The organism is Streptomyces sp. DG1A-41 (genome assembly GCF_037055355.1).
In the GTDB taxonomy this organism is placed as follows: Bacteria; Actinomycetota; Actinomycetes; order Streptomycetales; family Streptomycetaceae; genus Streptomyces.
In genome coordinates this window covers 3,836,194-3,848,533 of the sequence record NZ_CP146350.1, presented here as the reverse complement: position 1 = coordinate 3,848,533, position 12,340 = coordinate 3,836,194, and the positions used below count along the sequence as shown (strand labels likewise).

Sequence of the window (12,340 nt, the reverse complement as noted above, 5' to 3'; positions counted from 1 at the left end):
GCTGACCCAGGGCTCACCGCAACTCGTCCACGTAACGGTCCGTCCCGGGCACCGTCGGTATGAACGGAGCGACGAACTGCACCTCGCCCAGCCCGGACGACGCCACCGCCGTGTCCAGGTCCGCGAAGTGCTCCTGCCAGTGGTCGCGGGGATCGTGCAGGAAGAACCACAGAAGGGTCAGCCGGATCCCGACCCCCTCGACCTGTTTGACATAGCTCATCCGGTCCACTGGCAACGGCGTTGGCGTGAAGACGGCCACCATGGCCGCGGGCGAGCCCTCCAGCCGTTTCGGAAGGTGGTCGTCGCGCAGCCACGCGAGCAGTTCCCCGCGCCCGTCGGGGGAACTGGCGTCGATGACCTGGACGACGAGCCCGGCGAAGGGGTGGTCGAGGGCGTGGATGTCACGCGGGCCGTGGTCGCCGTCGCGGTAGACCGTCGCCGCATGGTCCTGGAAGGCCGTGAAAATGTGCGTACGTTCCTGGAAGACGCGGTGGTCGCGGTTGAGGCGCTTGTTGATGCTGACGGTCCACCGCATGTGGTCGGCGTAGCGGCCCGCGGTCATCCAGTAGACGGAGAGGTAGCACCCTGCCGTCACCGGCTGCGCGACGGCAGAGGTCTGGGGATAGCGCAGAAGCTGCAAGTCCCGTGTGGCGACCCAGCGGCGGCCCGCGTACATCCACGGCATGGCCATCGCGCCGGCAATGAAGTGGTCGTCTTCGTACCAGCGATTGTACTGGCGTTCGTGGCCGGGGTGCGGCTCGACCATGGTGATCAGGGCGTGTCCGAGGTCGGCTCCGTAGGGGCCGACGGCGGCCAGGTCCGCATACGCGCGGCTGTGGGTTTCATGGGTGTGCGTCGCATCCTCTGTCATGGGTCCGGTCTACCTGACTAGGCGTCAGATTTGGAGAGTGGGTTCTCTCACCTCCGCCCGACCCCGCTCCCCGGCGACCGCATGACCTACGTCAAGCAGGTCGAGGGCGTCGGCACCCGGCTGACCCTGCTGTGGTTCCTCCAGGCGGATCCGCGCGAATGCTGGGCAACCTTTTTAACCGGCCTCGACACGGCGGTCGGCGAATCCGGGCTCGGGCGGGTGGAGCTGGTCGCGCCCTTCGTCCCGACGGTGCCGGGAACGGACCGGTACGTCGACCGCCTCCGCTGAGAGCCGGCAGGGTCAGCGCAGCTCCTCCGGGCACGGCGTGCCCCGGGGCAGCTGGTAGGGCGCCGCCAGGTGGTAGGTGCCCGGCTTCGGCGCGACCAGCACCGTCCACCTATCGCCCTCCTCGTCCTCCTCCGTCTCCGCCAGGCAGCCGTTGACGTTGACGTACGTCCTCGGCTCGCCCTCGGGACGCCTCCTGGACTCCTCCGTCTCCTGCGGCGGCTTCAGGCTCTTGCCCTCGGCGTCGACGATGCTCAGCCACGGCGAGTACGGGATACGGATCAGGACCCGGCCCGCCTTCTTCACCTGGAGGATCATCTCGCCCTGCTCGGCCCGGTCGACGACCGCGTTCGGCGCGGCCAGCGGGGTGGGGTCGGCCACCTTGAACAGCTGCCAGTTGGCGTCGCCCCAGACCTGGGTCAGATACGGCAGCCCGCGCTGCACCAGCGCCCGCTCCCGCTGACCCCCGTCGCCGTCCGGCTCGTCCTTCGGCAGCACCACGTAGTGCACCGCCCAGCGCTTCAGCCACTCGTGGTAGTTCGCCGAGTTGAGCGTGTCGTCGTAGAAGAGGGGGTTGCGCTCCATGTCGGCCTGCCGGTTCCAGCCGCGGGCCAGGTTGACGTAGGGGGCGAGGGCGGAGGCCTCGCGGTGGGAGCGGGCGGGGACGACCTCCACGCGGCCCTTCTCGGCGCCGACCTCCTGCAACTCGTTCACCAGCGGCGCCAGCTCGCGCGACCAGGACGCCGCCGGGGCCGTGTGCACGACGTCGTCGACCGTCTTGAAGCCGATCCACCCGGTGAAACCGACGAACGCGACGACGATCGCGTACCACTTGCGGCTGCGCGGCACCGCGAACGGCAGCGCGACGACCAGTACCACCCCGGCGAACAGCATCGCCAGCCGCGTGATGTTCGAACCGATCTGGGAGCTGATCAGCCACACCAGCACGACACCCAGCCCGTACACCGCGGCCGTCAGCCGGACTGTCCTCCAGTCCTTCGGCACGAGGGCGAAGGCGAGAATCGAGTACGTGAGCGGCAGGATCACCGAGGCGTACGTCATCGGCTGCGTCCCCGAGAACGGGAACAGCCACGCCGACATCGCCACCACCGCACTCGGCGCCAGCCCCAGCGCCCACGCGCCCGGGCGCCGCTTCTGGAGGAACAGCGCCACCGCGACCAGGCCCACGAACAGCCCCGCGACCGGCGACGCCATGGTGGCCAGCGCGGCCAGCGGCGCCGCGGACAGGGCCTTCGCCCAGCGCTTGTAACGCCACCGGTACGGCCAGCAGAACACGACGGCGACCGCGCCGAGCGCGAACATCATGCCCAGGCCGAACGTCACCCGCCCGGACACCGCGTTGCAGAACAGCCCGAACACGCCCGCCAGCGAGGCCCACAGGGGGTTGCGGACGGACCGGCTGCGCAGCAGGAGCAGGGTCAGCAGTCCCGCCGAGACCGTCCCCGCGATCATCATCGTGGTCCGCACGCCGAGCACCGACATCAGATACGGCGACACCATGCTGTACGACACCGGGTGCATCCCGCCGTACCAGGCGAGGTTGTACGCCGAGTCCGGGTGCCGGCCGACGAACTCGGCCCAGGCGTCCTGCGCGGCCAGATCGCCGCCGCTGTTCGCGAACGTGAAGAACCAGACGACGTGGAGCACTCCGGCCAGACCCGTGACGGACAGGACCGGGTGGCGCAGCATGCGCTCACGCAGCGTCAGTACGGCGGTCCGCAGCCGGGAGTCAGGGGAGCCGGGGGAGCCAGTGGAGTCGCTGGAGGCGCCGGCCTCACGGCCGTCCCGGCCGCCGCCTTCCCCGGCTGCGGGCAGGCGTATTCGCGGGCCGGATACCGGGCCCGGATCGGCGTCGTCGGCGCGTGTCGGCTCCGCAGTGGCCACTCGAAGGCACTCCCCGTGTCCCGTCTTCTGTTCTCGTCTTCACTTCCCGGCCGTGTCCCGTTGGTCAGCGGTTCACGGCCGCGCCGCCGCGGACGGCGACCCTGACCGGTTCGCGACGCTAGCACGCACCCCGCCTGCGGCGCCCGGACGGACCGTTACCGGCGGGGTGCGGTCGTGCGGTCCTGCGAGCCGGCTCAGCCGATGCGCGTGAGCTTGTCCGTGAAGCCCGGCTCCACGAGGTCCTTCTGGAGGGCGACCGGGACCTTGACCGCGTTGGTGCTGCCGTCACCGACGGTGAGCGTACCCACCTTCGTGCCGGCCTTCGCCGTGTGCGGCAGCTCGTCCGCGGCGAACGTCAGCTTGACGGACAGGCCCGCCCAGCCGACGGCCGTGACGTCCTCGGTGACGGCGACCGGCGTACGGCCGCCGAGGCCGTCGTCCGCGTACCCGACGACCGTGCCCTTCTTCAGGATCGTCGCCGACTCCAGCGCGCCCTGCGCGGCCTTGATCAGCTTGTCGCCCTCGTACAGCGCGGCACCCAGGATGGTGTTGTCCGGGCCGCCGGCGGGCTGGCGCACCACGGCGCCGACGATCCGGCGGGTCCCGCCGTCGACGTCCTTCCTCGCCGAGAAGACGAGGTTGCCGAGTGCCGAGGTGGTGGTGCCGGTCTTGATGCCGGTGACGTCGTTGTAGCCGACCAGGCGGTTCCAGTTGTCGTGCTTGGTGCCCTTGTAGTCGACGTACGACATCATCGCCGCGACCTCGCGGAAGGCGGGCTGCTCCATGGCCGCCTTGGCGAGCTTCACCTGGTCCACGGCCGTGGACACGGTGGTGTTGTTCAGGCCCGAGGGGTCGGTGTACGTCGTGTTCTTCATGCCGAGGTCCAGGGCGGCTTGGTTCATCTTCCGCACGAACGCCTTCTCGGAACCCGCGTCCCAGCGGGCGAGCAGCCGCGCCACGTTGTTCGCGGAAGCGATGAGGATGCTCTCCAGAGCCTCCCGCTCACTGATCTTGTCGCCCTTGGTGACGTCGACGGTGGACTCCTGGCCGGCGTCGGACTGGTCCTCGGCGGCCTGGTCGATCTCGATCTTCGGCCCGTCCTCACCGCTCTTGAGCGGGTGATCGCGGAGGATCACATAGGCGGTCATGACCTTGGCGACACTCGCGATCGGCACGGGCTTCTGCTCGCCGGACGACCCGAACGTGCCGATGCCCTGCACGTCCAGCGCGGCCTGGCCCTTGGCCGGCCAGGGGATGTCGACCTTGCCGCCCTCGAAGGTGTAGCTGTCCTCGGCGGTGAGTTCCAGGGTGGGCGCGGGCAGCGGGCGCACGCTCTGCACGACACCGAGGACGACCACCAGCAGCAGCACCAGCGGCGTCCAGATCTTCACCCGCCGCACGGCCGTCCGCAGCGGGGTGTCCGGCGGCGGCGGGGTGTTCGTCAGCTCGGCCAGCAGATCCAGCGGCGGCTTCGGCGGCATGGGCTGCTGGGTGGTCCGCTCGGGGCCGACGGTGGGCACGGGTGCGGTGGCGTCGGCGGGGGCGGGGGCGGGCTTACGGGTCGCCGGGTCGTCCAGCGGCTTGAGCGCGACGAACTTGCTGGTCCGCTCGGCGTCCTTCTCGGGGGCGTCCTCGGCGTCCTTGGCGGCACCGCCGAGCTTCAGCATGGTGGTCGGCTGATCGACCGGGGGCCGCACGGCTTTGAAGACGGCGGTGGGCTGGTCGACGGGGGGTCCGGCGTCGCCCTTGCCGGTGTCTGTGTCGGGGGTGTCCTCGGCATCGGGCTCGGGGGAGTCGGCCTCGGCCGGCTCGGGCTTCTCCGGGGTGTCGCCGGTGCCGACGTCGGCGGCGGCGCCCGCCGAGCCGGCCTCGGAAGCACCCGCGCCATCGCCGGTGGCGGAACGGTCCGCCTCAGCCTCGTCGCCCTTTTCCTGCCCGCCCTGATCCCCGGCACCGGCCTCCGCGGCGTCGTCCGGGTCTTCGGTCTCCGGCCGGTCGGGGGCGTGGGTGGCGGCGTCGGCGGCGTCGTCCGGGTCTTCGGTCTTCGGCCGGTCGGGGGCGTGGGTGGCGGCGTCGGCAGAGTCAGCCGTGCCTGCGGTCTTCGGCCGGTCCTGGACGTTCGCCTCAGCGTCCGCGACCTCGTCCGAGCCTTCGGCCTCTCGGTCGTCCCGGGCGTCTACGTCGGCCTCAGCGGCCTTCTCAGGCTTCTGGCCGTCCGTGTCGGCCTCCGCGGCCTCCGTGGGCTCTTCCGCCCTCTCAGCCGCCTCCTGGCCGTCCCCAGAGCCCTTGCCGGCGCCCTCGGCCCGCTCGCCCCGGCCCTCGGCTGCCGCAGACTCCTCGTCCTCGTCGGCCGACGCGACCCACGCGGCCACGGTGTCCCGCAGCCGCCCGCCACTGGCGGCAGCGTCGTCCTCGCGCTCACCGGAGCCGGAGGACCCCTCACCGGACTCGGAACCGTCGGCGGATCCGGAAGCCTTGCCGGAGCCGGTGGACTCGCCAGGCTCGGAGGGCTCGACCGAGGCCGAGGCCCCGGTCGCCCCCGAAGACCCGCCGGAGCCCTTCACGGGCTCCTCCGCAAGCCGCTGGGACGCATCGGCCGCCGCGCCCTCGGCACCGGCGTCACTCTCGCCCTGCTCGGCGTCAGCCCCCGCCTTCGCGGCACCGGCACGCTGCTCGGCGCCGGCCACCGAGCCCGCCTCGCCCGCGTCCCGCTCGGCGTCAGCCGCTCCCTCCCGTTGCTCCGCCGTCCGGGCGGGCTGCACGCGGGTCGCCGTGTCGGTGCTGCCCCGCTTCGCGGACCTCTCCGTGTCCCGGGCCACCGCGAGGCGCGGGTCGCGTGTGGGTGGGGCCTCGCTCCTGGCCTCGGGAACCGGACTCGCGCTCCCCGACGTCGGTTGTGCCGACGACTCGCGCTGCTTCGACCTGTCGGGGGACTCGCCCGCCACCGATGCCTCCTCCTCGCGCCGCACTCCCCGCGTGCGCGTACCGAACCGTGAACCGCCGCCCGTGACACCGCTCCCCGGCGCTGTCCGAACCTGTACCAGTGTCCTGTGCGCGGACTGAACCCATCCGGTAGACGAGAACGACATACCTACTGGTTCCACTACGAACCGGTCACGCACCCTCGACAGACCAATGTGAGAGGGGTCACCCTGTCATTCATCCACGCGGGGAGGCATGGATGGGCAGGAGCCGCAGAACACTTCCGGAGGAGCTTCTGCTGCTGGCGTTGGACCCGGCCACGGGTACCACTGCACAGCCGCAGTCGCTCGACCTCGGTCTGGCCGGAGCACAGCTAGTAGAGCTGGCGCTGGCCGGACGGATAGCCCCAGACGGGGATCGTATCGCCGTGGTTGTACCACGGCCGACTGGAGATCCAACTCTGGACTGCGCGTTGGAGTTGCTGCGAAGGCGCGGCGCTCCCGTACGGGCGGTTCACTGGATCGGCGGACCACGATTGGGGCTCCGCCAGACCTACCTCTCGCATCTGGAGCGGTGCGGCATGGTGCATGCCGTGGCGGGCCAGATGTGCGGAGTGCTGCCGACGACTCGCTACCAGGCGACGGACAACGACATCAGCCGGGAGATCAGGGCCCGGCTGGACTCGGCGATCCGCACCGGCGTACCGCCGGACCCGCGGACCGCCGCGCTCGCCGCCCTGGCACACGCGGTCGGCCTCGGCAAGCACCTGTATCCGGGCAACGAGGGGCGTTCCTCTCGGTCCCGGCTGCGGGACCTGATCAGGCACGACCCCATGGGCGGTCTCGTCGCGCACGCCGTGATGGACGTCCAGAACGGCGTGGCGGCCCAGCCGCGCCGCAGCCCGGCCCCGTCCGGCCGCCAGGCCGCCGGCGGAGCCAGGTCCGCACCGGAACCCGCCCGAGGCGTTCCGATGCAACCGCGCCACGGAACCATGGCGCGTGCCGTGGCCCACTGAGCCGCGCGGCAGCACGAGCACGACGCCGCACCCACGAACCCGGTCACGGGAGCCGCTGTCCGAGCGGGGCGGGGAGAGCACACACTCTCCCCGCCCCGCTCGGCGTGCCTGTCCGAACTGGCGTGTACCCGTCGCATATCCACCGTTTCCCAGCGGTAGGAAGCATCTTGGTGGCAGTCTGCTCAACAGCAGATACGCGAAGTAGTAGAGGCATGCAGCCGGAGGTGCACGTCCCGTGGCGTCGAATGTCAATCCCACCGTCAGGCGGCGCCGGCTGGGCCAGGAGCTGCGCCGGCTCCGTGAGCTCAAGGGCATGACGGCCGAAGAGGTCGCCGAGCGGCTGCTGGTGTCGCAGTCGAAGATCAGCCGGCTGGAGAACGGCCGGCGCAGCATCAGCCAGCGCGATGTCCGCGACCTGTGCGGGGTCTACGAGGTCGAGGACCAGCGGATCGTCGACTCGCTGATGCAGATGGCCAAGGACTCCCGGCAGCAGGGCTGGTGGCACGCCTTCGGGGACATCCCGTACAGCGTCTACATCGGCCTGGAGACGGACGCCGAGTCGCTCAGGGTCTACGAACCCCAGATCATCACCGGCCTGTTGCAGACGCGTGCGTACGCCGAGGCCATCATCCGGGGCGGCTCGCCCGAGGCGTCGGAGGCGGACAACGACAAGCGCGTCGAGGTCCGCCTGCGCCGGCAGGGCCGTATCACCGCCGAGACGGACCCGTTGCGGCTGTGGGTGGTCCTGGACGAGGCGTCCCTGCACCGGGTCGTCGGGAGCCGGCAGGTGATGCGCGAGCAGCTGGAGCACCTCATCGAGATGTCGCAGCTGCCCCACATCACCGTGCAGGTGCTGCCGTTCGAGGTCGGCGCGCACGCCGGCATCAACGGCCAGTACTCGATCCTGGAGTTCGCCGACGCGGCCGACTCCAGCGTGGTGTACATCGAGGGCGTGACCAGCGACCTGTACCTGGAGAAGCCGCTCGACGTGCAGAAGTACACGGTGATGTACGAGCACCTGCGCGCGCAGTCGCTGAACGTGGACCAGTCGCGGCAGCTCGTCGAGCGCCTGGCGAAGGACTACGCGCGCTGACTCTCCGCGGCGCGAGACCTTCGTGGCGTGAGACCTTCCGTCCGGCAAAGTGCGGGATGCTACACCTCTGACACGCCTGACTGGAAGTCTCCCCTGGAATATGCCATCCAGTCGAGTGAATGACTGCTCCGAGCGAGGATGTGGGCGAGTAGCGTCGATCACGCCAACCACCAGCACGGGTTGGCGCAAACGCAACTGCTACGGAGCGAACATGGCAATTCGTCTGGGCGCCACGGAAACGTGGACGACGTCCTCCTACACCAACAACAACGGCGCCTGTGTGATGGTCAGGTCGACCGTCGAAGAGGCCCTGGAACTCGGGGACACCAAGGTCCCCGAGGGTCCCAAGCTGGCGTTTCCCGCCGATGCGTGGAGCGCCTTCGTGGCCTCGGTCAAGGCCTGAGCCACCGCTCGACAACAGCACAAGCACCACCGAAGAGCCCTCTCGACCAGCCTCGCCGTCCTTGCCGAGAGGGCTCCGCTTGTGCCCGCGGATCCCGAGGGAGATCAGCCCACGGGGATTCAGCCCACCGGCAGTCGGTTCACCGGGAACGCCACGTCACACACGGGATCGTCGGCTCCCGCCGCCTCCCAGTCGGCGAAGTACAGCTCCCGGCACGGGCCGGCCGGGGTCAGTCCCCCGGTCGCCATCCACTCCTCCACCGCCTCGAACGCGGCCAGGATCTGCGGGTGCGCCACCTGCGCCTTGGTGATCCGGGTGTACGCCAGCCGCTGGGCCGCCTCCACCCGCACCGCCGTCTCCCACGCCCGCCCGTGCTGTTCGGCCCAGGCCCGTGCCGCCTCCTCGTCGGCGACCGGCACGCACGCCTCGGCGGGGCCGTCGCTCTCCATCGACACCTCGGCGTGGTAGGCGACGTACGGCACCCCGGCCACGCCCCCGCACTCCCGGGCCGCCCCCTCCAGCCGGCCCAGCGCCGCCCCGATCCAGGCCGGCAGCTCATCCGCCAGCGTGTGCCGCTTCTCGGTGATCACCACCTGCTGGGGCACGTCCACCGTCTCGATCACGAACTTCCGGTACATCTCGGAGCTCCTCCCCGACAGCCGTCCACGGAGGTACTCGGCGAGCGTCCGCTGCCCCGCCACCCGCGCCTCGACATCCGCCCAGTACGTGCCGAGCAGCTCCGCCGCCGCCGGCCCGTCGCCCGCCGCGACCACCTCGGCGATCCGGGCGAGCGGCATGTCCAGCTGCCGCAGCATCGCCACCAGCCGGGCCCGTTCGACCTGGCCGGCGCGGTAGTAGCGGTAGCCGGTGGCCTCGTCGACGTGCGCCGGGGACAGCAGCCCCAGCCGGTCGTACAGCCGCAGGGCCTTGGCCGACAGCCGGGCGCGCGCGGCGAACGCCCCGATGGTGAGCAGGTCCCGGTCCGGTGCGTCCACCACGGCATCCTCCGTCATCGGGCAGCTCTTCCGCCCGACGACGAGGACGCTCGGCCCTGCCCCAGGGGCAAGGTCAAGCAGGGGTGTCAGGCCAGCTGCGCCTCGATCGCCGCCACGACCTCCGCCGCCTCCGGCTCGGTCTGCGGGGAGAAGCGGGCGACGACCCGGCCGTCCCGGCCGAGGAGGAACTTCTCGAAGTTCCAGCGGATGTCCCCGCTGTGCCCCTCGGCGTCGGCGAAGCCGGTCAGGCGGTCGTACAGCGGGTGCCGGTTCTCGCCGTTGACCTCGACCTTCTCGGTCATCGGGAAGGTCACGCCGTACGTCGCCGAGCAGAACTCGGCGATCTCCTCGGCGTTGCCGGGCTCCTGCCCGAGGAACTGGTTGCAGGGCACGCCGAGGACGGTGAAGCCGCGCTCGGCGTAGCGCTCGTGGAGCTTCTCCAGCCCGTTGTACTGCGGGGTCAGGCCGCACTTGGAGGCCACGTTCACCACGAGCACCGCCTGGCCCGCGTACTGGGACAGGTCGGCGGAGCCGCCCTGGAGGGCACCGATCTCGACGTCGAGGGGAGAGGAACCGTTGTCAGTCGTCATGAGCGGATGCTAGCTCCGGCGGGTGCCGGGCCGGTTCCGGCCTCGACCAGCACCTGCCCCGCGGCCGTCCGCGCGTAGAGCACCGACCGGCCCGCCCGGCCCCGTTCCACCAGGCCCGCGTCCAGCAGGACCCGCAGATGCCGCCCGACCGAGCCGAGGCCCTGCCCGGTCACGGCGACCAGCTGACTGGTGCTCAGAGGGGAGTCCAGCAGGACGAGGACACGGGCCCGGGCGGTGCCGAGCAGGGCGGCGAGGCTCGCGGGTACCGGCCTGCTGCCGGGGTCGGCGAGCGCGCCCGCGCACGCGTAGATCACCGCGTACCGGTGGGGCTCCTCCCAGGACACCCAGCCGGTCTTCGGGGTGACCGGCACGAACAGGAGCTCGGCGCCGGAGATCTCGCGGGGCGGGTACTCGTGCAGATTCACCTGGAGCCGGTTGTCCCCCAGCCACCGGGTCCTGCCCGGTCGCAGCGCGTCCAGCACCGCCGCCCAGCCGCCCCGGCTCACCTGCGCGGTCCGGGCGACGACGTCCGCCTCCAGCACCCGCCGGCGCCGGTCCCAGTCCGGCCGTACGGTCTCGGTCCAGACGTATGTCAGCAGGCCGGCCGCGCGCTCGGGGAGGTCGTCCCGGTCCAGGGTGGAGGGAAGCGGGCCGGCGAGGGAGGTCCGCAGATGGGCGCGGGCCTCGTCGGGGTGGGCGGCCCGTACCCGCGCCACCCCTTCCTCGAAGGTCTCCCGGTCTCCCGGCGTGGGCGTGAGGAAGTCGGCGATCCAGGACCGGCCCAGCCCGGCGCGGACGAGCAGCGCGGTCACGGGGTCGGCGGCGAGCCGGGCCCGGTAGCCGGGCAGGTGCTCGCGCAGCCAGGCCCGTTCGCCCGGGTGTGCGGGCGTGCCCCGGTGCAGCAACTGGAGGCAGGCGAAGGTCTCGGCGAGCGGGGAGAGTACGAACCGGCTCCCGGCCAGGGTGTCGGCGTTGATCTGCCACCAGCCCATGCGCACCCCCGATGTTTCGCACCTGTGCGAAACAATAACCACGCGATCCGGGACGCCGGAGACTCCGCGGATGCGCAGCTACCGCGAACTGTTCCGTACCCCCGAGTTCACCCCGTTCTTCCTGGCCGCGTCGGCGCAGACGGTCGCCCAGACGATGGGCGAACTGGCGCTGGGCACCCTGGTGTACCGGGCGACCGAGTCGCCGCTGCTGTCCGCGCTGAGCATGTCCGGCTCGTCGCTGGTGCAGGTGGTGGGCGCGATGTTCCTGCTCTCGGCGGCCGACCGGCTGCCCCCGCGCGCGGCCCTGACGGCCCTGCCCCTCCTCTTCGCTGCGGGCACGGCGGCCCTGGCCCTGCCCGGACTGCCGATCTGGACCCTCTTCGCGATCGTCCTGGCCATGGGGCTGGCGAAGTCGGTGGGCGGGGGAGTGCGCTGGGGCCTGCTGAACGAAATCCTCTCCAAGGACGGCTATCTGCTGGGCCGCTCGGTCTTCAACATGATGAGCGGCCTCATGCAGATCGCCGGGTACGCGACCGGCGGTGCCCTCGTGGCCCTGCTGTCCCCGCGGATCTCCCTGCTGGTGTCCGCCGTCCTCTACCTGCTGTCGGCCGCGGTCGTCCGCCTCGGCCTGACCAGCCGCCCACCCCGTACGACCGGCCGCCCCTCGGTGTCGGCGACGTGGCGCGCCAACGCCCTGCTGTGGTCGTCCCCGCCCCGCCGCCAGGTCTATCTGGCCCTCTGGATCCCCAACGGCCTGGTCGTGGGCTGCGAATCCCTCTACGTCTCCTACGCCCCCGACTCCGCCGGCACCCTGTTCGCCTTCGCCGCGCTGGGCATGCTGGCCGGGGACGTGCTGGTGGGCCGCCTGGTCCCACCGCGGCTTCGCCCCCGCCTGGGCTTCCCGCTCCTGCTGCTCCTGGCCGTCCCGTACGTGCCCTTCCTGCTGCACCCGCCGCTGCCGCTCGCGGCGGCCGCCGTCACGCTGGCCTCCGTCGGCTTCGGCGCCAGCCTCGTCCAGCAGGAGCGCCTGGTGGCCCTGACGCACGACGAACTGACGGGTCACGCCCTGGGACTGCACTCGGCCGGCATGCTCACGATGCAGGGCGTGGCCGCGGCGCTCGCCGGCTCGGTGGCCCAACTGACCTCCCCGGCCGCAGCGATGACGGCCATGGCGACGCTGTCGGCCGGGGTGACGCTGGCGCTGATGGCGGCGGGGAGGCGGGAGCAGCGGGCGATGGCCCCGGCGCCTGGACGGTGAGCTTCTGACGG

10 protein-coding genes and 1 pseudogene are annotated in these 12,340 nt (G+C 71.5%); 5 read left to right on the top strand and 6 right to left on the bottom strand.

Features of this window, described 5'->3' with window-relative positions:
- Positions 1 to 13: 13 nt before the first annotated feature.
- A complete protein-coding gene (locus V8690_RS17730; protein WP_338780014.1) occupies positions 14 to 871 on the bottom strand; it encodes a hypothetical protein in 858 nt (285 codons plus the stop codon).
- Positions 872 to 925: 54 nt separating this feature from the next.
- Between V8690_RS17730 and V8690_RS17725 the strand changes: the two are divergent.
- Positions 926 to 1,159, top strand: a pseudogene (locus V8690_RS17725) (hypothetical protein); the annotation flags it as partial.
- A 12-nt stretch (positions 1,160 to 1,171) separates the two neighbouring features.
- On the opposite strand, the gene V8690_RS17720 reads toward V8690_RS17725, so the two are convergent.
- Together V8690_RS17720 and V8690_RS17715 are read right to left on the bottom strand one after the other, a co-directional pair.
- Positions 1,172 to 3,061 (bottom strand): MFS transporter, encoded by a 1,890-nt coding sequence (locus V8690_RS17720; protein WP_338780011.1) that lies wholly within the window; start codon positions 3,059 to 3,061, stop codon positions 1,172 to 1,174.
- Positions 3,062 to 3,255: 194 nt separating this feature from the next.
- Positions 3,256 to 6,006 carry a D-alanyl-D-alanine carboxypeptidase gene (locus tag V8690_RS17715; RefSeq protein WP_338780009.1) on the bottom strand — a complete coding sequence of 917 codons (2,751 nt, stop codon included), beginning with the start codon at positions 6,004 to 6,006 and terminating at the stop codon, positions 3,256 to 3,258.
- A 236-nt stretch (positions 6,007 to 6,242) separates the two neighbouring features.
- Here V8690_RS17715 and V8690_RS17710 point away from each other — a divergent pair, with 236 nt between their 5' ends.
- From V8690_RS17710 to V8690_RS17700, 3 genes are all read left to right on the top strand, one after another.
- Positions 6,243 to 6,998 (top strand): GPP34 family phosphoprotein, encoded by a 756-nt coding sequence (locus tag V8690_RS17710; RefSeq protein ID WP_338780008.1) that lies wholly within the window; start codon positions 6,243 to 6,245, stop codon positions 6,996 to 6,998.
- A gap of 235 nt (positions 6,999 to 7,233) precedes the next feature.
- The gene (locus V8690_RS17705) at positions 7,234 to 8,091 is read left to right on the top strand and encodes a helix-turn-helix transcriptional regulator (protein WP_338780006.1); all 858 of its coding nucleotides are present in this window, start codon (positions 7,234 to 7,236) and stop codon (positions 8,089 to 8,091) included.
- 211 nt (positions 8,092 to 8,302) lie between these two features.
- Positions 8,303 to 8,494 (top strand): DUF397 domain-containing protein, encoded by a 192-nt coding sequence (locus V8690_RS17700; RefSeq protein ID WP_086564378.1) that lies wholly within the window; start codon positions 8,303 to 8,305, stop codon positions 8,492 to 8,494.
- 119 nt (positions 8,495 to 8,613) lie between these two features.
- On the opposite strand, the gene V8690_RS17695 is transcribed toward V8690_RS17700, so the two are convergent.
- The 3 genes from V8690_RS17695 to V8690_RS17685 all read right to left on the bottom strand — a co-directional run bounded on the left by V8690_RS17695 (position 8,614) and on the right by V8690_RS17685 (position 11,071).
- The gene (locus V8690_RS17695; protein WP_338780000.1) at positions 8,614 to 9,507 is read right to left on the bottom strand and encodes a MerR family transcriptional regulator; all 894 of its coding nucleotides are present in this window, start codon (positions 9,505 to 9,507) and stop codon (positions 8,614 to 8,616) included.
- A 68-nt stretch (positions 9,508 to 9,575) separates the two neighbouring features.
- Positions 9,576 to 10,079, bottom strand: a complete 504-nt coding sequence (locus V8690_RS17690; RefSeq protein WP_338779998.1) for a glutathione peroxidase — start codon at positions 10,077 to 10,079, stop codon at positions 9,576 to 9,578.
- A complete protein-coding gene (locus tag V8690_RS17685) occupies positions 10,076 to 11,071 on the bottom strand; it encodes an ArsR family transcriptional regulator (RefSeq protein WP_338779996.1) in 996 nt (331 codons plus the stop codon). The genes V8690_RS17690 and V8690_RS17685 overlap by 4 nt, the downstream gene beginning before the upstream one ends.
- A gap of 70 nt (positions 11,072 to 11,141) precedes the next feature.
- On the opposite strand from V8690_RS17685, the gene V8690_RS17680 reads away from it, so the two are divergent.
- The gene (locus tag V8690_RS17680) at positions 11,142 to 12,329 is read left to right on the top strand and encodes an MFS transporter (protein ID WP_338779994.1); all 1,188 of its coding nucleotides are present in this window, start codon (positions 11,142 to 11,144) and stop codon (positions 12,327 to 12,329) included.
- The last annotated feature ends 11 nt before the right edge of the window (positions 12,330 to 12,340 follow it).

Coding starts and splice junctions, on each gene's coding strand:
- V8690_RS17730 (WP_338780014.1), bottom strand. CDS start 871: ATGACAGAGGATGCGACGCACACCCATGAAACCCACAGCCGCGCGTAT.
- V8690_RS17710 (WP_338780008.1), top strand. CDS start 6,243: ATGGGCAGGAGCCGCAGAACACTTCCGGAGGAGCTTCTGCTGCTGGCG.
- V8690_RS17700 (WP_086564378.1), top strand. CDS start 8,303: ATGGCAATTCGTCTGGGCGCCACGGAAACGTGGACGACGTCCTCCTAC.
- V8690_RS17695 (WP_338780000.1), bottom strand. CDS start 9,507: ATGACGGAGGATGCCGTGGTGGACGCACCGGACCGGGACCTGCTCACC.
- V8690_RS17690 (WP_338779998.1), bottom strand. CDS start 10,079: ATGACGACTGACAACGGTTCCTCTCCCCTCGACGTCGAGATCGGTGCC.
- V8690_RS17685 (WP_338779996.1), bottom strand. CDS start 11,071: ATGGGCTGGTGGCAGATCAACGCCGACACCCTGGCCGGGAGCCGGTTC.
- V8690_RS17680 (WP_338779994.1), top strand. CDS start 11,142: ATGCGCAGCTACCGCGAACTGTTCCGTACCCCCGAGTTCACCCCGTTC.